This window comes from Brevundimonas sp. (genome assembly GCF_031412435.1).
Taxonomy (GTDB): Bacteria; Pseudomonadota; Alphaproteobacteria; order Caulobacterales; family Caulobacteraceae; genus Brevundimonas.
The window spans coordinates 1-19,968 of the sequence record NZ_JANODA010000088.1 but is presented as its reverse complement, the minus strand read 5'-3'; the positions used below and the strand labels follow the sequence as shown (position 1 = coordinate 19,968).

Here is a 19,968-nt window from a genome sequence, read left to right as displayed (position 1 = left end):
GCCTGATTCACGCCTTCTGGGCGTAACCCAGGCGCTGGTTCAGCTTCTCGATCAGGTCGATGGCCGTGTCGGCGATGACGGAGCCGGGCGGGTAGACGGCGGCAGCGCCCATGTCGATCAGGGTCTGGACGTCGCTTGGCGGGATGACGCCGCCGACGGTGATCATGATGTCCGGCCGACCCAGCTTCTCCAGCTCGGCTTTCAGGGCGGGCACCAGCGTCAGGTGTCCGGCCGCCAGCGACGAGGCCCCGACGACGTGGACGTTGTTGGCGACGGCGTCGCGCGCGGCCTCCTCCGGCGTCTGGAACAGCGGGCCGGCGACGGCGTCGAGACCGAGGTCGCCATAGGCGGTGGCCACGACTTTCTGGCCCCGGTCGTGACCGTCCTGTCCCAGTTTGGCGATCAGGATGCGCGGGGGGCCGCCGTCGTTCTCGACGAAGGCGGCGACCATGTCGCGGGCGCGGGAGATCTTCGGGTCCTTGCCGGCCTCGCGGGCGTAGACGCCTGAGACCGTCTTCACCGTGGCGACGTGGCGACCGAAGGCGGCCTCGAGCGCATCGGACATCTCGCCGACCGTGGCGTGGGCGCGGCCTGCGCGGACGCAGAGCTCCAGCAAATTGTCCGAGCCCTTCGCGCCCTCGGTCAGGGCGGTGAGAGCGGCCTGGCATTTCGCCTCGTCGCGTTCGGCGCGGAGACGTTTCAGCTTGTCGATCTGGGCTGAGAGGACGGCGGCGTTGTCAACCTTGAGCACCGGGATGTCGTCGGGCGTATCGTTGAGATAGCGGTTCACCCCGACCACGGTCTGCTGGCCGGTATCGATGCGGGCCTGTGTCCTGGCGGCGGCTTCCTCGATGCGGAGCTTGGGCAGGCCGGCCTCGATGGCCTTCGCCATGCCGCCCAGTTCGCGCACCTCGGCCATATGCGCGCGCGCCCGCTCGGCCAGCTCGTGGGTCAGGCGTTCGACGAAGAAGCTGCCGCCCCAGGGGTCGATGACCTTGGTCAGGCCGGTCTCGAGTTGCAGCAACAGCTGGGTGTTGCGCGCGATCCGGGCCGAGAAATCCGTCGGCAGGGCCAGGGCCTCGTCCAGCGAATTGGTGTGCAGCGACTGGGTCTGGCCGCCTGCCGCCGCCATGGCCTCGACCATGGTGCGGGGCACATTGTTGAACACGTCCTGGGCCGCCAGCGACCAGCCCGAGGTCTGGCAGTGGGCCCGCAGAGACAGGCTGCGTTGGTCCTTCGGCGCGAACTCGGCCTGGACCGCCTCGGCCCAGAGCAGGCGGCCGGCGCGGAGCTTCGCCACCTCCATGAAATAGTCCATGCCGATGGCCCAGAAGAAGCTCAGGCGCGGGGCGAACCGGTCGACCTCCATGCCCGCCGCGACCCCGGCGCGGATGTATTCCAGCCCGTCCGACAGGGTGTAGGCCAGCTCCAGATCGGCGGAGGCTCCGGCCTCCTGCATGTGATAGCCGCTGATGGAGATGGAGTTGAACTTCGGGGTCTCCTGCGCCGTCCAGGCGAAGATGTCGGCGATGATCCGCATCGAGGGGCCGGGCGGATAGATGTAGGTGTTCCGGACCATGAACTCCTTGAGGATGTCGTTCTGGATGGTCCCGGTCAGGGTCTTGTGCTCGACGCCCTGCTCTTCCGCCGCGACGACATAGAGGGCCAGGATCGGCAGGACGGCGCCGTTCATGGTCATCGAGACCGACATCTGGTCGAGCGGGATGCCGTCGAACAGGGTCCGCATGTCGAGGATGGAATCGATCGCGACCCCCGCCATGCCCACATCGCCGGCGACGCGCGGGTGGTCGGAATCGTAGCCCCGGTGGGTGGCTAGGTCGAAAGCGATGGACAGTCCCTTCTGACCGGCCGCGAGGTTGCGGCGGTAGAAGGCGTTGGAGGCCTCGGCGGTGGAGAAACCGGCGTACTGGCGCACGGTCCAGGGGTTGGACGCATACATGGTCGGATAGGGGCCGCGCACGAACGGGGCGAAGCCGGGCAGGCCGTCGGTGAAGTCGAGGTTTGCGATGGCCGCCGCATCGTAGACGGGGGCGATGTCGATGCCTTCGGGCGTGCGGATCGGGGCGCGGTCAAGGGCGCCGGCGAGGGGCGACAGGTCGAGAGAGGCCCTGGTGAAATCTGGATGGGTCATGCCGCTTCTCCCTCGAAGGCTTCGGCCCAGCGGAGGGGCGGCAGGGGCGGACAGCGGTCGCCGCCGGACCCGGATGGTTCGGCGGTAGAGGTCTCGACCGCGACAGACCGCACGTCGGCATCGACGAACTTCGTCACCCCGATCATCTGGCCGCCGCCGTCCGAGAGAGCGGCCTTGCCCGCCATGCGGGAGGCGGCGATGCGCTGCTGGAGCGCGCCGCCGCGCAGGGAGGCGACGATCCCGCCCTCCCGCTCGATGCGCTGGAATTCCGCCCAGCCGGCCTCGGCGAGGTCGCGGGTGCGGTGGTCGAGGAACCACGAGCCGGCGGCCGGGTCGGCGACGCGGCCGATGTGCGCCTCCTCCATAAGGATCAGCTGGGTGTTGCGAGCCTGACGGCGGGCGAAGGCGTCGGGGCGACCGACGGCGCGGCTGAAGCCATCCAGCACCACGGCGTCCGCGCCGCCGACCGCGCCGGCGAACCCGGCGGCGGTGAGGCGTAGAAGGTTGGGCCAGGGATCCTTGGCCGCAAGCATGCGGCGCGAGGAGCGGGCTTCGATACGGGCGGGTGTCTCGTGTCCGTAGACCGAGGCGATCGAGCGCCAGATGAGGCGCAGCGCCCGGACCCTGGCCAGGCTGTCGAAATATTCGGCGTCGATGCTGACGCCCAGGCCGGTCCCGGACAGCGCGCGCTCGACGGGCAGGCCGGCCTCGACGGCGGCCTTCAGATAAGCCGTGGCGGCGGCGGCGGCGAAACCGAGTTCCTGACCGGCGGAACCTCCGGCCTCGTGCGCGGCGCGGCCCGTGGCGAGGAAGAAGCTGGCGTCCGGATAGGCGCCGGCATGGCGGGCGGCGGTGTTGGCGGCGAGGCTGATATGTTCCTCGATCGACCGGGGCGATCCGCCCGTTTCGGCGAAGGCCGTCAGAGGATCCATGTGGAACATCAGCTTCGCGCGCGGCGAGCCCTTGGCGACGACGGCCAGGGCGTTGGCGGCGTCAGGGCCGGCGAGACCGGCGTCGAGACCGACGGGCGCCAACTCCAGCGCCACGCCGTTGAGAGTCCGGCCGAGCGGCTCTGAATCGGCCAGGACCGTTCCTGACAGGATGACAGAGGCGGCGCCGCCTTCGAGGTCGGCGAGGACGGCTGCGTTGGCGGCCTCAGGGTCATCGCCCTCGACCTGGGTGCGCAGGTCCCAGGGGCGGCCGTCGGCGTCCGAGGTCCGGGGGGCGAAGACCGCCTCCGTCGCATTGGCTCGGCCGTAAAGCGGGCGGGTCGTCAGGTGGTCGGCGTCGAGATGGACCAGCCCCTCGACCGGCCTGCCCTTCAGAGCCTTCTCGGCCTCGGCGCGCCAGTCGGCGGGCGACGGGATCGGGAAGGCGTTGGACATGCGGACTCCGAAAAAAGGCGGGAGCCGCTCTATTGCGACTCCCGCCCTGATCCGTCCAGTCCGGCTAGCTTCAGACCTTGGCCGGCTCGTAGCGCGGCGACAGGAGGTGGATGACCAGGAGAGCGATCAGGTAGGCCGAGGCGGCGACGATGAAGATCGGCGTGTAACTGCCGATCTGGTCGAGGACGTAACCGGCGTATTTGGCCATGGCCATGCCGCCGAAGCCGCCGATCATGCCGCCGATGCCGACCACGGAGCCCACAGCCGAGCGGGGGAAGACGTCGCCCGGCATGGCGTAGAGGTTGGCTGAGAAGCCCTGGTGGGCCGCGGTGGCGATGCCGATGACCAGAACCGCCAGCCACATGTTGTCGATATTGCCCGCGAAGGCGACCGGCGTAACGGCGAGAGCGCAGATCAGCATGGTCAGTTTGCGTGCCGACCCCAGGCTCATGCCCCGTTTCAGGAACTGTCCCGACAGCCAGCCTCCGCCGATCGAACCGACGTCCGAGAGCAGATAGATGGCGATCAGAGGCGGACCGAAAGTGAGCAGGTTCAGGTCGTACTGGGCGCCGAGGAAGCCCGGCAGCCAGAACAGGAAGAACCACCAGATCGGATCGATCAGGAACTTGCCGAGCGCATAGGCCCAGGTTTCCTTGACCGTCAGCAGCTTCAACCAGCCGATCTTGTGAGCCGGGTCCGGCGCGTCCTGGGCGATCCAGTTCAGCTCGGCCGGGGTGACCTTCTTGTGCTCGCTGGGGCGGCGATAGATCATGAACCAGACGGGGACCCACAGGAACCCGAGCACGCCGATAATGATCAGAGCCATGCGCCAGTTCGGGTCGTCGGGCGTGCCGAGCCAAACCGAAGCGATGAGGGGAATGATCAGCGGGGTGATGATGGCGCCGATGTTGGTGCCGGCGTTGAACAGGCCGACCGCGAAGGCGCGTTCCTTCTTGGGGAACCACTCCGTCACGGCCTTGATGCCCGCCGGGAAGCCGCCGCCTTCACCGATACCCAGCGCCACCCGGGCGATGATGGCGGTATTCAGGCTGCGAATGCCGGCGTGGGCGAGGAAGGCGATCTGCCAGATGATGAAGGCGATGCCGAAGCCCCAGCGGGCCCCGATCTTGTCCACCAGCCGCCCCCACAGCAGGTAGGAGACGGCGTAGGCCGCCTGAAACCAGAAGACGATGTCGGCAAAGTTGGTTTCGGTCCAGCCGAACTCGTCCATCAGCGTCGGCTTCAGGACGCCCAGCGCCTGACGGTCGACGTAGTTGATGACCATGGCCGCGAACAGCAACCAGACCACCACCCAGCGGTATCTGCCTGACGGCGGCTGGATCTGGATTGGTTCGACCTTGGCCGAAGTGGCGTCTGTCATGGCCCCGTCCTTACTGTTTCCGTGCCCTGACCCTTCTTGTCACCGCGAGCGGCGCGCCGGGTTCCGGGATGGTTGAACTACGCCTCGGCCGCTACGACCGTGCAATGAATTTCGCCGACACCCGAGAAGGCGCAGACGGATTGAGCGCCGATATCGACGCTGTGCACGCCAGTGACGGCGCCCGTGGAGATGAGGGTTCCCTCGGTCACCGGCCGTCCGCGACGGGCCAGATGTTCGATCAGGAAACGGACCGATTCCAGAATCCCCATGGGGATAGCAGCGGCCGTGGCCGTGCCGATGACCTGTCCGTCGATGATCGTCTGCACCTCGATGCCGTCCAGGCGTGCGGCCCAGTCCTCGATCTCGGCGCCCAGCACCAGGCCGCCGTTGTTGCCGAAGTCGGAGGCCACAACGGCCGAGCCGAGATCGTTGATGGTCGGCAGGGCGCTGGCGGCCAGTTCGACGCCGATATGCATGGCGACGATGGCGGCGGTCGCTTCTTCCAGGGTCCAGTCCAGCTTGGCCGGATCAACCTTGCCGATGCGGGCGACGAACTCGGCCTCGACCGCCGCGAACCCGCCGGGAATGGCCGGAAGGGGTGTCGGCCCGGACGAGGCGGTCCAGACGTTGCGGCTGAAGATCGGGCCCGCGAGGCGGTGAATCTTCAGGGTCGGCTGCTGGGCCGGCGGCACCATGCCGACCTTCCAGCCGATGATCTCGTCAGGGAACAGGCCAATGGCCGCTTCCTGGGTCGCATAGGCGGTGGCCATGTCGAGCGGCCGCTGGCCCGGATAGTCCGGCAGGGCGGTCCGGGTCAGGCGCGCGTCGACGAAGCGTGCGGCGATGTCCGACACACTGTCGTTCAGGCCCTGGGCGTTCACCGCGCTCATGCCGCGACCGCCGAATGATGATGAATGCCCGTCACGCGCCGTCCCGATGTCATTTGCCGGATGCCGATCTTTCGTCGGTCAGGGATGATTGAAGGGGAAGGAAACCGGTGTCAACGGGGTTGCCGACATCGGTGTCATCCGGAGAGGCAGGCATGGCGTCGCGACCGGAGCGGTTGTAAGGCTGGTCGGCTAGCAGCAAGAGGTCGAGTTTGACCGACGACGACACGACATCCGCCCGCGCGGGGATGAGGCCCGGAAAACGGCCCACGATCAACGACGTGGCCCGCATCGCCGCGGTCTCGAAGAAGACGGTCTCGCGGGTCATCAACCAGTCGCCTTTCGTGCGCGAGGAAACCCGCGTGCGGGTCAGTTCGGTCATCGAGGAACTGGGCTTCACGCCGGATGCGCAGGCGCGCGGCCTGGCCTTCCGGCGGTCCTTCCTGGTCGGGCTGATCTACGACAACCCCAGCCCCAACTACGTCGTGAACATGCAGCAGGGGGTGCTGGACGCCCTGCGGGGCTCCGGTCTGGAACTGGTCGTGCACCCCTGCGTCCGCACATCCGACACCGTGGTGACCGACATCCGCACTTTTGTGGAGCGTCAGAAGCTGTTCGGCGTGATCCTGCCGCCGTCGATGTCGGAGGACGAACGGGTCATCCAGGTCCTGCGCGACCTCGACTGCCCCTATGTCCGCATCGCCTCGGTGTCTCTGGACGAGCCGGGCGCCATGCTGGTGACCAACGACCATCTCGGCGCGGCGGAGGCCGGACGGCACCTGGCCGACCTGGGGCACAGCCGGATCGGCTTCATCTCCGGCCCCGAACTGTTCCGCTCCAGCGCCGTGCGCGGCGGGGGCTTCCGCGAGGGCCTGGCCGAAAAGGGGCTGACGCTGGACGACCGCTATGTCGCCGTCGGCGCCTATACGTTCGAATCGGGGGTGGAGGCGGCGAAGACGCTTCTGGCCCTCGACCCGCCGCCGACCGCCATCTTCACCGGCAATGACGAAATGGCGCTGGGCGTGTTCAAGGTCGCCCGCGACATGGGTCTGGAGATACCGCGCGACCTCAGCGTGGTCGGCTACGACGACCTGCCGATGGCGTCACGGGTCTGGCCCAACCTGACCTCGGTGCGCCTGCCGATCCGCGACATGGGCCGGATGGCGGCCGAGAAACTGCTGGCGCCGCTGCGCGGTCTGGATCCGGCGAAGCTGAACCAGCCGGAGGTGCGGCCTTCGCTGGTGGTCAGGGATTCGGCGCGGGCGCTGTAGCTCGAGAAGGTGGCGGCGGCGCGCCGGGGCGCGCCGCCTTCCAAACTCAGGCCGGCGCGAGCGCCTTCGCGCCGACGAGGCCCTTGATGTAGTCGCGAATGCCTTCGTCGGTGGCGTTGGCGAAGAAGTAGTCCTGGAACTTCTCGCCGGCGACGGCCGCCTTCAGCAGGTCCTGATCGACGTTTTTCAGCACCGTCAGCATGTCGTGGCAGGTCACGGCCTTCAGCGACTTCAGGATGCCGCGGTTTTTGGCCATGATCTCTGCGCGCTCCTTGGGATAGCCCAGGCCGCGCTCGCCTTCGAACAGCTTGCGATAGACGTCCTGCAGGTTCAGCTCGGCCGCCCAGCCGAAGCCCTTGGCGTAGGGCATGGAGATGGCGTTGCCGTCGTTGATCTGGCCAAACAGGAAGGCGTCGGTCGGATCGATGACCAGACCGCAGAAGACGCCCGGCATGGCGTTGCAGGCCAGCATGGAGCCCATGCCCGTGCCGCAGCCGGTGACGACGAAGTCGGCGGCGCCCGAGTTCAGCAGGATGCCCGTCAGCAGGCCGTTCATGACGTAGGTCAGCGAGGCCTTATCCTCGGCCGTGTACATGCCGTAGTTGAAGACCTCGTGGCCCATCGGCACGGCCACGGCGGTCAGGGCGTCGTGGATGATGGCGTTCTTCGCGGCCTGGCTGTTCTCGGTGATCAGGGCGATTTTCATGGGATGTTCTCTCGTCAGGTCTGTGGGATCGGCGAGGGCTTTACCCCGTCGCGCGATCATTTGCATCTGGTTTTGACACCGGTTACCAAGCACCCAAACGCCGGTGGGAGGATCGCCGCATGTATCGCAAGACTTACCATGCCACCCATCCGGGTTCGATGGTCGGCGCCAGCAATGACGATCTGCGCGACCGCTATCTGATGACGGACCTGTTCGCTCCGGGCGAGGTGCGGCTGAACTACACCCACTATGAGCGGATGGTGATCGGCGGGGTCGAGCCGGGTTCCGGGTCCGTGAGCCTGCCCAGACAGACAGAGCCGGCGTCGGCGGCGGGCCAGCCCTATCTGGAGCGGCGCGAGATGGGCGTCATCAATGTCGGTCAGGCCGACGGCGTCGTCATCGTTGACGGCCAGAGCCTCACTCTCAGGCCCAGGGACGGGCTCTACATCCCGATGGGTTCGGCCGAGGTCAGCTTTGCAGGCGCGACGCGCTTCTATCTCGTGTCCACCCCCGCCCACGCGGCCCACCCGCTGACGCTGATCCCGCAGGATCAGGCCGTGTCGATGGAGCGCGGCGCGCTGGAGACGGCGAACGAGCGGACCATCTACCAGTACATCGTGGCGGGGACCGTGAAGTCCTGCCAGCTGGCCCTGGGCCTGACGGTGCTGAAGCCCGGCAGCGTCTGGAACACCATGCCGCCGCACACCCACGACCGGCGCTCCGAGGCCTATTTCTATTTCGAGCTCGGCGAGGCCAACCGGATGTTCCATTTCATGGGCGAGCCGGACAAGGTGCGCCAGATCGTGATGGCCGATTCCGAGGCCGTGATCAGCCCGCCGTGGTCGATCCACATGGGCGCGGGCACGTCGAACTACACCTTCATCTGGGCGATGGGCGGCGAGAACATCGACTATACCGACATGGACGTCCTCGACGTCAGCCAACTGAAGTAGGGCCTCATGACCAATCCATTCAGCCTTTCTGGCAAGGTCGCCGTCGTCACCGGCGGCAACACCGGCATCGGTCAGGGTATCGCCCTGGCGCTGGCGGACGCGGGCGCGCACATCGCCTCGGTCGCTCGCCGGGCTTCGGACGACACTGTCGGCCAGTGCCTGGCCAAGGGGGTGAAGGCCATTTCGATCCAGGCCGACCTCGGCTCGATGGAACCGATCGAGCGCATCGTCGCCGAAGCCACCTCGGGCCTCGGCCCCATCGACATCCTGGTCAACAACGCCGGCATTATCCGCCGCGCCGACGCCGTGGACTTCACCGAGGAAGACTGGGACGCGGTCCTGAACGTCAATCTGAAGTCGGTCTTCTTCCTCTCCCAGGCCGTGGTCCGCGACATGATCGCCGGCGGTCGCAAGGGCAAGATCATCAACACCGCCTCGATGCTGTCCTATCAGGGCGGGATCCGGGTGCCGTCGTACACGGCGTCCAAGTCGGGCGTCGCCGGCCTGACCAAGCTGATGGCCAACGAGTGGGCGAAGCACGGGATCAACGCCAATGCCATCGCGCCCGGCTATTTCGCCACCGACAACACCCAGGCGCTGCAAGACGACCCGGTCCGGTCGAAAGAAATCCTCGGCCGCATCCCCTCGGGTCGCTGGGGCCAGCCGTCGGACATCGGCGGGGCGGCGGTCTTCCTGTCGTCGGCGGCGTCGGATTATGTTCAGGGCATCACGCTTCCGGTCGATGGCGGCTGGCTCGCTCGCTAACGACCCGCTAGCGTAACGGCATGTCCATTCTGTGCTTCGGCGAGATGCTGCTGCGTCTCACGCCCAACGATGGCGAACTGCTGATGCAGTCGCCCGGCCTGACCGTCCGTCCCGGAGGGGCGGAGGCCAATGTCGCGGTATCCCTGGCCCGCTACGGCGCGCCGGCCGCCATGGCGACCGTCCTGCCCGACAATGCGCTGGGTCACACCGCCCGTGACGAGGTGCGCAAGCACGGCGTCGACACGCGCGGCATCGTCTTCAAGCCGGGCCGGATGGGGCTGTATTTCCTGACGCCGGGGGCCGTGCGGCGTCCGTCGGAAGTCCTCTATGACCGCGCCGCCTCGGCGTTCGTCCAGCATGTCGACGGCGCGCTGGACTGGGCGACACTGCTGGAGGGCGTGGAGTGGCTGCATCTGTCGGGCGTGACCCCCGCGACCGGGCCGACCGGCTCGGCCGCTGCGCTGGCCGCCATCGCCGCTGCGACGGCTGCGGGCGTAAAGGTCAGCTTCGACGGCAATTTCCGGGGCAAGCTGTGGGCCGAATGGGCCGGCGATCCGCCGCGCGTCCTCGGCCAGATGCTGGCCGGGTCCAGCCTGGCCTTCGCAGACGACCGCGACTTCGCCCTGGTGCTGGGACGGTCCTTCGAAAACGCGGACCCTGCCGAGCGTCGCCGCATGGCCGCGAAGGTCGCCTTCGAGACCTGGCCCTCGCTGGAGCGGATCTGCTGCACCCTGCGGATCAACGACAGCGTCCAGGACCAGACCCTGTCGGCGGTGATGATCACCCGCGACGGCGAACACCACGCGGCGCCCATCGCCCTGACCGGGGTCGTGGACCGGGTCGGCGGCGGGGACGCCTTCGCTTCCGGGGTGCTGTTCGGCGTCTACAGGGGCTGGTCGAATGACGAGGCTCTCGCCTTCGGTCTCGCCGCGGCCGGCCTGAAGCATTCGGTTCCCGGCGATTTCAACCTGTTCGACGAGGCCCAGGTCCGGGCCGCCATGACCGCCGAAGGCTTCGACATCCGGCGCTGATTGATCCTCCCCGCATCGGGGGAGGGGGACCGCAGCGCGCTTGCGCGGGGGTGGAGGGGGCTAACCCCGGACACCGAACTCGCGGTTGGCCCCCTCCGTCACGGCGCTGAAGAAGCGCCGCGCCACCTCCCCCGATGGGGGAGGAATGGCATCTAGGAAACCGGTGTCAATCGTGGTTATGATCCGGGCGACCGGGCGCAAGACCCGGCGCTTCTGTCTTTAGGAAACGACCCGGAGTTCCCCATGTCGCCGACCCTGTCGCGCCGCGCCGTCCTCGCCTCGGGCGCCGCCCTGATGGCTGTCGGCGGAGCGGCCCCCGCCTTCGCGCAAAGTTCTCACGGAGGGGCCGCGCCCGACCGCGCCGCCATTCTCGCCACCATGAAGCGCGCCACCGCCTTCATGACCGACGAGGTCGCTGTGGGCGGCGGCTATGTCTGGAACGTCCTGCCCGACTTCTCGCGACGCTGGGGCGAGCTGGAAGCGTCGCCGACCATGATCTGGGTCCAGCCTCCAGGCACGGCGACGGTGGGCCACGTCTACCTCGATGCCTATCACGCCACCGGCGACGAGCAGTTCTACAACGCCGCCAAGGCCGCCGCCGACGCCCTGATCGCCGGCCAGCACCCCCGGGGCGGCTGGAACTACGTCATCGACACGGCCGGCGAGGAGAGCCTCAAACACTGGTACGAGACGATCGGCGGAAACGCCTGGCGGCTGGAGGAATTCCAGCACTACTACGGCAACGCCACCTTCGATGACGCGGGCACGGCCGAGGCGTCGCAGCTGCTGTTGCGGGTCTATCTGGAGAAGCGCGAGCGCAAATATCGGGCGCCGCTCGACAAGGCGATCCAGTTCGTTCTCGACGCCCAGTATCCGAACGGCGGCTGGCCCCAGCGCTTCCCGTTCGTCGAGGGCGCGGGCGGCCTGCACGGCAATCCGGACTACACCCCCTACATCACCTTCAACGACGACGTGGCGGGCGAGAACATCGAGTTCCTGCTCTACTGCCACCAGGCGCTGGGGTCGAACGACCGCCGTCTGGTCGACGCCATCCAGCGTGGCATGGACATCTTCATCGCCACCCAGCAGCCGATGCCGCAACCGGCCTGGGGGCTGCAGCACTATCCCGACACGCTGAAGCCGGCTCAGGCCCGCACCATCGAACCGCGCGCCTTCGCCACCCACACCACGGCGACGAACATCCGGTCGATGATCGGCTTCTACAAACTGACGGGCGACCGGAAATACCTGGCGCGCCTGCCGGAGGCGCTGGACTGGCTGGATCAGGTGAAGACGCCCCAGAACCTGATCGCGCCGGGGCGGACCCATCCGACCTTCATCCTCGAGGGCTCGAACACCCCGGTCTATATCCACCGCCGGGGATCGAACATCAGGAACGGCCGCTACTACGCCGACGAAAACCCGACCAACCTTGTCATCCACTACGGCTCGTTCCGGAACCTCGACACGGCCGCCCTTCGCGCCGAGCTGGAAGCGGCGACCGCGATGGATCCGGCGGCTCTGATCGCCGCCTCGCCGCTGAAGGTTCGGGCGGGTACGCTGAACCTGCCCAAATACTTCACCCTGCGCGACGTCAGCATCTGGGACATGTCGACCGACGGGCGGCGTCCGCGTCCGGTGGCGGCCGGGCGGGCGGCGGAACTGGCGGCGAGCCTCAACGCACGCGGCTACTGGCCGACGCCGATGACCACGACGTCCAACCCCTATATCGGCCCGTCACCAGAGGCGGTGACCGGCGGCGAGTATCAGACAACCCGTGTCGGCGACCTGTGGGACACCTCGCCTTACAACACCGACTTCCCGGTGGAAGCCATCTCGACCGAGACCTTCATCCGCAACATCGGCGACCTGATCGAGGCGATGGCGTCGTAATGGACCGGCGACAGCTTCTCGTCACCGGCGCGGCGGCGGGCCTGACCGCCACTGGCGGCTGCGCCTCCCTGATGGGCCGGGGCCCGGCGGACCAGACCGTCTGGCGCTTCGGGGCCCTGGACCGGATCGGCGCGCCCCTGACGATCGAGGGGGCGCCGCAGCGCGTCGAGGGCCCCTCCTCCCTTCCCGACGGCGCCCTGCAGTTCGACGGCGTGGACGATGCCCTTTTCATCAGCCAGCATCCGCTGGCCGGGGCCTCGACCTTCGCCTTCGAGGCCGTCTTCCGCCCCGACGGCGGCGCCTTCGAACAGCGCTGGCTGCATCTTCAGTCCGACGAGAATCCCGCACCCGGCCAGACCCCGGTCGGGACCCGGTTCCTGTTCGAGATCCGCGTCTACGGCGACCAGTGGGCGCTCGACGCCTTCGTGAAGGGGCCGACCTACAATCAGACGCTGCTCTTCCCCGACAGGCTGCACCCCGTCGGCCGCTGGCACCACGTCGCCCAGACCTATGACGGGACGACCTACCGGGCCTATGTGAACGGGGAGCTTCAGGGCGAGGCCGCGATCGCCTTCACGCCCCAGGGCCCCGGTCGCGCATCGGTCGGCACCCGGATCAACCGGGTCAACTATTTCAACGGCGCCATCGCCGAGGCCCGGTTCACCCGGCGTTTCCTGCGGCCCGACCAGTTCACCGGCGTCCATCCGGCCTGATCCCGCGCAATGAAAAAGGCCCCGGCGTTTCCGCCGAGGCCCTCACTCATCTCATTCCGCGCTCACGTCGCCCGAAGGGCGGTCGCGCGAAAAGAATGTCTTACGCCTCGTCAGCAGGCTTGTCGGCGGCGCCGGTGACCGGCACCTGGGCGCCCTTGGCCGGACGGACGGTCTGGCGTTCGGCGATACGGGCCGACTTGCCGCGACGGTCGCGCAGGTAATAGAGCTTGGCGCGCCGGACGACGCCGCGACGCTTCACCTCGATCGACTCGATGTTCGGCGACAGGATCGGGAAGACGCGCTCGACGCCCTCGCCGAAGGAGATTTTCCGGACGGTGAAGTTCTCGTTCACGCCGCCGCCGGCGCGGGCGATGCAGACGCCTTCGAAGGCCTGAACGCGCTCGCGCTCGCCTTCCTTGATCTTGACGTTGACGCGAAGCGTGTCGCCGGGCTGGAAGACCGGGATCGCGCGGACGGCGATCAAACGGGCTTTTTCTTCCGCTTCGAGCGTCTGAAGGATGTTGGCCATGGTCTATTCTCCTCGGGCTTTGGCGCCCTTTAGCTTTGATTTGGCGGAAGGTTCCGCAGGTCTTGTTTCCAGATGCGCCGCCCACAGATCGGGCCGTCGCTCCCGGGTCGTCTCTTCCCGTTGCGCCTGACGCCAGGCCGCCATCTTGCGATGGTCGCCGGACAACAGGATCTCGGGGATGTCGATCCCCTCGAACGTCCGCGGTCGCGTGTACTGCGGATGCTCCAGAAGACCGTCCTCGAAGCTTTCGGAGGACAGGCTTTCGGCCTGGCCCAGAACGCCGGGGATCAGTCGCACGCACGCCTCGATCACCACCATCGCCGCCGCCTCGCCACCGGCCAGGACTGCGTCTCCGACGGAGACCTCCTCGAACCCGCGTGCGTCGAGCACCCGCTGGTCCACCCCCTCGAACCGGCCGCAGAGAACGACGATGCCGTCCGCCTTTGCCCAGTCCTTCACTCGCGCCTGCGTCAGGGGTCGACCGCGTGCGCTCATGTACAAAAGCGGCCGGGGCGACCCTGTCAGGCTGTCGAGAGCCCGGGCCACCACGTCCGCTTTGAGGACCTGTCCGGGGCCGCCACCCGCGGGGGTGTCGTCCAGGAAGCCGCGCTTATCTTCGGAAAAGTCGCGAATGTCCAGCGTCTGCAGGTCCCAGAGCCCCTTCTCGCGCCAGGCCGTGCCGATCAGCGACACGCCGAGCGGCCCGGGAAAGGCCTCGGGGAACATGGTCAGGACGGTGGCGGAGAAGGGCATGGGGCGCGATCTAGCGCCCCTGCCCTCTCACGTCACGCCTTGGCGGCGATGCCCGTCTCGGCGAGCCATTCCAGGATCTTGCCCTTGGGCATGGCGCCGACCTTGAGCGACGCCATCTGGCCGTCCTTGAACAGCATCAGGGTCGGGATGCCCTTCACGCCCAGTTTGGACGGGGTCATCGGGCTGTCGTCGATGTTGATCTTGGCGATGGTGACCTGGCCGCCGAGTTCGTCGGAGATCTGCTCCAGGGCCGGGCCGATCTGCTTGCAGGGGCCGCACCACTCCGCCCAGAAGTCCACCAGCACGGGGGTGGACGATTTCAGGACGTCGGCGTCGAAGCTCTCGTCGGTGACCTTGACCGTGGCCATGGGACTCATCTCCTCAAGGGGCGGCGTCGGCGCGCCCGGTGTCATGTTGGTCTGAGATGTGGGGCGATTCTGGGGGAAATCAACGGAGGTCACGCAGCGACCTTCACAACCAAAAGGCCGCCGCTCCGCGAACGACGACCTGATCAGGCTTACGCGGAGAAACACGACCTCTCGATGAAGCCTTGCGCGGCGGCCGACGCCTCCGACGGGTTATGCCCGCCGTCGAACTCGAGTGCCGCGAACGGAGCCTCCGCCACGCGCAGGGCCTCGACCAAAGGCACATAGTGGTCGGCGAAAGGCGCGGCCGGATCACGGCGGCCGCCAGCGACGAAGACCGGACGATCGGCCAAGGCGGCGGCGCGAGGCGCCAGCCTGTAGGATTCAGCCCCGGCAGTGATCGCGTTCATGAAGCCGTCGACGCCATCGGGTCCGAAGCGCGTCGAGGCAGGGTCGGCCGCGAAGCTGTCCAGATCCGTCTTCCAGGCCGATCGATAATCGGCGTCTGCTCCCCAGCGCGCACCGATCACGCCCATGTCTGCGGGAACCAGGGCTACGGCGCACCGAACGTCGGGGTCTGCAGCGGCTGTCTGCAAGGCGACCCAGCCGCCGTAGCTGACACCGATCACCCCGATCTTCGCCGCATCAACGCCGTTACCCGCAGCCTCCTTCAACCAGGCCACTGAAGCGGCGCCGTCTTCGCGCGAATGTTGAAGGCTGATCGTACCACCAGAGGAGCCGGTGCCTCGATACTGGGGCAACAGCACCGTATAGCCGGCCGCCTGCAGGTCCGTGGCGATGCGCGGAATGTTCGGACCAGCAGGAAACCCGTTGAACAGGACGATGGCCGGACGCGCACCTTCACCGACACCATCCAGAACACGGGCGGAGAGGGTTGCATCACCGGACGTGATGGACACGTCCCTCGCGGGTTCTTGTGCGGCGGCGATCCCCGGGAAAGCCAGCAGGGCGATGGCGGCGAAGGATTTCATTTGAAGCCTTGAAGTTGAAGATGCCCGGCGCAAGTCGCGTTCAGCAAGCGTCATCTTACCGGCGTTTCTCAGCCCACGCAGGTTTACCTTCTGTCATGACACGGCTTTCATGATGCGGAAGTATGAGTGTCTGATCGCCAGCCTCGAATCCGCCGCCCGGCCATAACTGGCGTTCACCGCATTCTCTCTTCGCGCAGTCCCGCCAACGCTTCGTCCATCAGCCCCTGCGGCACCGGCATGAGTTTGGGCCCGTCCGTCCAGACCAGGGCCGCCTCGACCGGGCGGTCGGGATACAGCCGGGCCAGCACCGCGACATAGGTGGCCATCTGGGCGACGTAGGCGGGGTCGGCGTCCTCGATACGGCCGGGGGCGGGGCGGTTGGTCTTGTAGTCGACGACGAGGACGCGCTCGGGCGTGACCACCAGCCGGTCGATGCGGCCGTTGATGACGACGCCGGGACGCAGGGTTTCGGCCCCGCCGGTCAGGGCGATCTCGGCGCGGGAGCCGGGGCCGAAGACGGCGTGGAAGCGGGCGTCGTCGAGCACGCGGAAGGCGGCCTCGATCATCTCCGCCCGCTGGGCGTCGGACAGGTCGCGCTCCTTCGCCAGCAGGCGGGCGGCGGCCTCGGGTCGGTCGGCGGGGGCGATTTCGGGCAGGCGTTCGAGCAGCAGGTGGATCAGATCGCCGCGCCGGAAGCGGCCCAATGCGGCCCCCTCCCCGGTCGATGAGACGGCGAGCGGCGACGGGGCGGCGATCCGCTTGGCGCCCTCCATCTGGGATGGGGAGACATAGCGGGCGGATGGATCGACCGGCGGCAGGGTCCGGGCCCAGGCGGGGACATCGGCGGCGGATCGGGCGGAGGCCTCGCCGGCGCCCAGCACCTCGGGATCGACGCCGTAGCGGCGGCGGCCGTCGCCGATGTCGCGGACCTGTCCGCCGAGGCGTTCGAAGGTCTCGGTCAGGACGGCCCACCAGCTGCCGTCCTCATAGCCCAGTTTCGACCGGCCCGAGCCGCGCCCGAGGATGACGATCCGGTCGCGGGCGCGGGTCAGGGCGACGTAGAGGAGGCGCAGGGTCTCGTCGTCGACCCTTTGCTGGCGGACGGCGCGGGCGGCGGCCGAGGCCTCGCAGTCCTCCTTTTCCGACCCGGGGCACATCAGCCAGGCCTCGGCCCCGTCGGCGAATTCGACCGGCATCAGGGTCGGCCCCTGGGCCTTCGCCCGCGCCGTGGTGTCGGGCAGGATCACCACCGGCGCCTCCAGCCCCTTCGAGCCGTGGACGGTCATGACGCGGACCTCGCCGCGCGCGCCTTCGAGCTCGCGCTTCACCTCGACGTCGGCGGCCTCCAGCATCGACAGGGCGGTCTCGAGATCGAGGCCGCCGCGCTGTTCGGCCGCCAGCACCTGGTTCAGGGTCTCGTCGATCGCCTCCTCCGCCTCGCGACCGAGGCGGGACAGGAGGCGGGCGCGGCCGGAGCGGCCGGTCCCGTCCACCCGGTTCAGCAGGGCGGCGAAGAAGGCGAAGGGGTCGCGGCCCCGCTGGTCGATCGCGAAGGTCAGCAGGTCGCGGGCGCGGGCCCACTCCGGGCGTTCGGCCGCGCGGCTTTGCAGGACAGGCCACAGCCGACCCTTGCGGCGCTCGGCCCCGGCGAGGTCGAACAGACTGTCCTCGTCCAGATCGCAGAAGGGGCTGCGCAGGATGCCAGCGAGGCTGAGGTCGTCGTCAGGATAGAGGGCGAAACGGGCCACGGCGATCAGGTCGTCGAAGGCGATGTGCGACGACAGCTTCAGCCGGTCGGCGCCGGCCACGGGGACGCTCGCCGCCTTGAGGGCGCGGATGATCTCCTCGAAGGTCGCGTCACGGCGGCGGACCAGGATCAGGAAATCGCCGTAGCCGCAGGGACGCAGGGCGCGGGTCTTGCGGTCCTGCACGGCGACGCCGGTCTCGACCTGGCGTCTGATCTCACGAGCGAGGTCGGCGGCCATCCGCTTGCGCGCGCCCTGGACCGGCTCCTGATCGACGGGGTCGTCCCAGGCGTCGCGTTCGGGCGGTTTCTCGTCCTCGTAGAGGGGCCAGAGGTCGATACAGCCCTGATCGTCGGCGCGCATCGCCTTGTGGGCCGGGATGGCGCCGACCTGTTCGCCGACGAGGGCGCGGGTGCGTTCGGGGCCTTCGAAGACGGCGTCTACGAAGCCCAGCACCTCGGGCGTGGAGCGGAAGGAGGTGGCCAGTTCGACGCCCGCGTAGGCGAAGCCGGCCCCGCGAACGAGGGTCTCGTAGCTCTGCGCCTCGCGGTTCAGCCGCTCGGGCCGGGCGCCCTGGAAGGAGTAGATCGACTGTTTCTCGTCGCCGACGGCGAAGACGGTGCGCTCGACCTGGCCGGCCCCGAAGCGACGCGATCCGGCGCCGGAGAAGAAGCCCTCGGTCAGGGCGCGGATGATGTCCCACTGCTCCGGGGCGGTGTCCTGGGCCTCGTCGATCAGGACATGCTCGACCCCGCCGTCCAGCTTGTAGAGGACCCAGGCGGCGTTGGCCCGGACGGTGAGCAGCTCGACGGTGCGGGCGACGAGGTCGCCGAAGTCGAGGGCGCCGCGCCGGGTCTTGGCCTGGTCGTATAGGGCGCCGTGGGCCTGTGCGAGCGTGAGAACATGGACGGTGTCCTCGGCGACGCGGGCCTTACGGACCTGACCCAGGGTCGCGACCACCTTGTCCTGCAGGGCCATCAGCCAGTCGCGGGCCCGGGCGGGCGCCGACTTGGTGGCCATCGACTTGCGGGGCGCGCCGCTGGTCAGGAAGACGGCGGAGACCTCCGGAAAGGTCCAGTCGGCGGCGTACATGCGGTCGGCGCAACCCTGATCGGTGACCGAACCGGTCGACATCAGTTCTGCGATTTCCAGCCATTCGCCCCGGTCGAGGAAGCGCATGAAGTCGGACTGGATCGACGCCACATCGCTGTCGGGATCAGCGCCGACGAGGGCGTAGGGGCTGATCGTGGGGTCGGCGGCGATGCGGGCGACATAGTCGATCAGCCGGGCGCGATCCTGTTCGATGCGGGCCAGCAGGCTCTCGAAACTGGCCCAGTCGAGCTCGACGGCGAAATGGGCATAGGCGCGGCCGATGCGGCCGTCGACGTTGGCGAGCGCCGCGCGGGCCAGGTCCTCGCGCGCGGCGTGCGACAGGGCCAGGGCCGCCTGATCCTCCAGCACGGTGAAACCGGGGGTGACGCCGGCCTCCAGCGGGAAGCGCCGCAGCAGCTTTTCGCAGAAGGCGTGCAGGGTCTGGATCTTCAGACCGCCGGGGGTGTCGAGGGCCTTGGCGAAGAGTTTGCGCGCCCGCGACAGGTCGGCATGGGACAGGGTGGCGGCGTCGCGTCCGTCGAGATCGGCCAGGGACGCCGACAGGGCGCGGTCGTCCATGACGGCCCAGGCGCCGAGCCGGTCGAACAGCCGCGCCTGCATCTCGGCGGCGGCGGCCTTGGTATAGGTGACGCACAGGATCTCGCCCGGTTGGACCTCCTCCAGCAGCAGACGCGCCACCCGGTCTACCAGGGTAGAGGTCTTGCCCGACCCCGCATTGGCGGTGACGAAGACCGACTGGCGCGGGTCCGCCGCCGCAATCTGATACGGGTCGGGCAGGATGCGGGTGGAGGCCTCCAGGCTCATGTCTCCCCCTCATCGCCGCCGACGACATGCCATTCCCAGACGCGGGCGAGATGATCGTAGTTGCCGCCAAAATTGCCCATGAACTGAGGCGCGACCCAGCTCAGATAGGGCGTTCGTTCGCTGTCGAACCGCGCCACCCGCGCCTTCAGCCCGGCCAGCGCAGCCTGCGACAGTGCCGCCGCCTCGGCCCCCGAAGCCCGCACCGCCTGCTCGCCCGGCACCTTGCGACCGACGACGCGGACATAGGTCAGCTCCTCGGGCTCGACCGGGCCGGAGGTCTTCGACCCGGCGTCGGCCAGGATGGCCCCGGTCAGGGTCAGCTGGGGCGAAAAGCCCGTCTTTAGCTGTTTGGCCGAGGGGATCTGCCCGGTCTTGAAATCCAGCACCGCCGCACCCGAGCCCGACAGTTCGATCCGGTCCGCCTTCGCGGTCAGGGTGAAGGGTCCGGCGGGGGCCGCGAACGTCAGGGACAGCGTTTCCTCCACGCGGATGTCGATGCCCTTGGCCCGCCTGCTCATCTCGAACCCGGC

Annotated in this window: 18 protein-coding genes; 6 read left to right on the top strand and 12 right to left on the bottom strand. The window is 68.3% G+C overall.

The window, feature by feature from the left end; translation table 11 throughout:
* Window positions 1-7 precede the first annotated feature (7 nt).
* The 5 genes from scpA to RMO01_RS17755 form a co-directional block, all read right to left on the bottom strand.
* On the bottom strand, window positions 8-2,152 hold the full coding sequence (scpA, locus tag RMO01_RS17775) for a methylmalonyl-CoA mutase (protein WP_309630397.1): 2,145 nt from the start codon (window positions 2,150-2,152) through the stop codon (window positions 8-10).
* Window positions 2,149-3,537, bottom strand: coding sequence for a methylmalonyl-CoA mutase family protein (locus RMO01_RS17770; protein WP_309630396.1), 1,389 nt, complete (start codon window positions 3,535-3,537; stop codon window positions 2,149-2,151). The genes scpA and RMO01_RS17770 overlap by 4 nt, the downstream gene beginning before the upstream one ends.
* Window positions 3,538-3,607: 70 nt before the next feature.
* Window positions 3,608-4,918 (bottom strand): MFS transporter, encoded by a 1,311-nt coding sequence (locus RMO01_RS17765; RefSeq protein ID WP_309630395.1) that lies wholly within the window; start codon window positions 4,916-4,918, stop codon window positions 3,608-3,610.
* Between the two features lie 77 nt (window positions 4,919-4,995).
* On the bottom strand, window positions 4,996-5,808 hold the full coding sequence (locus tag RMO01_RS17760; RefSeq protein ID WP_309630394.1) for a fumarylacetoacetate hydrolase family protein: 813 nt from the start codon (window positions 5,806-5,808) through the stop codon (window positions 4,996-4,998).
* 49 nt (window positions 5,809-5,857) lie between these two features.
* The gene (locus tag RMO01_RS17755; protein ID WP_309630427.1) at window positions 5,858-6,187 is read right to left on the bottom strand and encodes a hypothetical protein; all 330 of its coding nucleotides are present in this window, start codon (window positions 6,185-6,187) and stop codon (window positions 5,858-5,860) included.
* Between RMO01_RS17755 and RMO01_RS17750 the strand changes: the two genes are divergently transcribed.
* Window positions 6,078-7,076, top strand: a complete 999-nt coding sequence (locus tag RMO01_RS17750) for a LacI family DNA-binding transcriptional regulator (RefSeq protein ID WP_309630425.1) — start codon at window positions 6,078-6,080, stop codon at window positions 7,074-7,076. The genes RMO01_RS17755 and RMO01_RS17750 overlap by 110 nt on opposite strands.
* Before the next feature lie 46 nt (window positions 7,077-7,122).
* On the opposite strand, the gene RMO01_RS17745 is transcribed toward RMO01_RS17750, so the two are convergent.
* Entirely contained in the window at window positions 7,123-7,782 is a 660-nt protein-coding gene (locus RMO01_RS17745; RefSeq protein WP_309630393.1) for an RpiB/LacA/LacB family sugar-phosphate isomerase, read from the bottom strand.
* 119 nt (window positions 7,783-7,901) lie between these two features.
* Between RMO01_RS17745 and kduI the strand changes: the two genes are divergently transcribed.
* From kduI to RMO01_RS17720, 5 genes are all read left to right on the top strand, one after another.
* Window positions 7,902-8,735, top strand: coding sequence for a 5-dehydro-4-deoxy-D-glucuronate isomerase (kduI, locus tag RMO01_RS17740; protein ID WP_309630392.1), 834 nt, complete (start codon window positions 7,902-7,904; stop codon window positions 8,733-8,735).
* A 6-nt stretch (window positions 8,736-8,741) separates the two neighbouring features.
* Entirely contained in the window at window positions 8,742-9,500 is a 759-nt protein-coding gene (gene kduD, locus RMO01_RS17735; RefSeq protein WP_309630391.1) for a 2-dehydro-3-deoxy-D-gluconate 5-dehydrogenase KduD, read from the top strand.
* A gap of 20 nt (window positions 9,501-9,520) precedes the next feature.
* Window positions 9,521-10,531: a sugar kinase gene (locus RMO01_RS17730; RefSeq protein ID WP_309630390.1), complete on the top strand. Its 1,011-nt coding sequence runs from the start codon at window positions 9,521-9,523 to the stop codon at window positions 10,529-10,531.
* A 243-nt stretch (window positions 10,532-10,774) separates the two neighbouring features.
* A complete protein-coding gene (locus RMO01_RS17725) occupies window positions 10,775-12,424 on the top strand; it encodes a pectate lyase (RefSeq protein WP_309630389.1) in 1,650 nt (549 codons plus the stop codon).
* Entirely contained in the window at window positions 12,424-13,137 is a 714-nt protein-coding gene (locus RMO01_RS17720; RefSeq protein WP_309630388.1) for a LamG domain-containing protein, read from the top strand. The genes RMO01_RS17725 and RMO01_RS17720 overlap by 1 nt, the downstream gene beginning before the upstream one ends.
* Window positions 13,138-13,237: 100 nt before the next feature.
* On the opposite strand, the gene rplS is transcribed toward RMO01_RS17720, so the two are convergent.
* The 6 genes from rplS to RMO01_RS17690 all read right to left on the bottom strand — a co-directional run.
* The gene (gene rplS, locus RMO01_RS17715; RefSeq protein ID WP_309630387.1) at window positions 13,238-13,666 is read right to left on the bottom strand and encodes a 50S ribosomal protein L19; all 429 of its coding nucleotides are present in this window, start codon (window positions 13,664-13,666) and stop codon (window positions 13,238-13,240) included.
* A gap of 3 nt (window positions 13,667-13,669) precedes the next feature.
* Window positions 13,670-14,419, bottom strand: a complete 750-nt coding sequence (gene trmD, locus RMO01_RS17710) for a tRNA (guanosine(37)-N1)-methyltransferase TrmD (protein ID WP_309630386.1) — start codon at window positions 14,417-14,419, stop codon at window positions 13,670-13,672.
* Window positions 14,420-14,451: 32 nt separating this feature from the next.
* Window positions 14,452-14,787, bottom strand: coding sequence for a thioredoxin (trxA, locus tag RMO01_RS17705; RefSeq protein ID WP_298163590.1), 336 nt, complete (start codon window positions 14,785-14,787; stop codon window positions 14,452-14,454).
* A gap of 149 nt (window positions 14,788-14,936) precedes the next feature.
* On the bottom strand, window positions 14,937-15,776 hold the full coding sequence (locus RMO01_RS17700; protein WP_309630385.1) for an alpha/beta fold hydrolase: 840 nt from the start codon (window positions 15,774-15,776) through the stop codon (window positions 14,937-14,939).
* A 173-nt stretch (window positions 15,777-15,949) separates the two neighbouring features.
* Window positions 15,950-19,438 carry a double-strand break repair helicase AddA gene (addA, locus tag RMO01_RS17695; protein ID WP_309630384.1) on the bottom strand — a complete coding sequence of 1,163 codons (3,489 nt, stop codon included), beginning with the start codon at window positions 19,436-19,438 and terminating at the stop codon, window positions 15,950-15,952.
* Window positions 19,435-19,968: PD-(D/E)XK nuclease family protein (locus tag RMO01_RS17690; RefSeq protein ID WP_309630383.1), on the bottom strand; the 534-nt coding region annotated here is incomplete at its 5' end. The genes addA and RMO01_RS17690, both read right to left, overlap by 4 nt.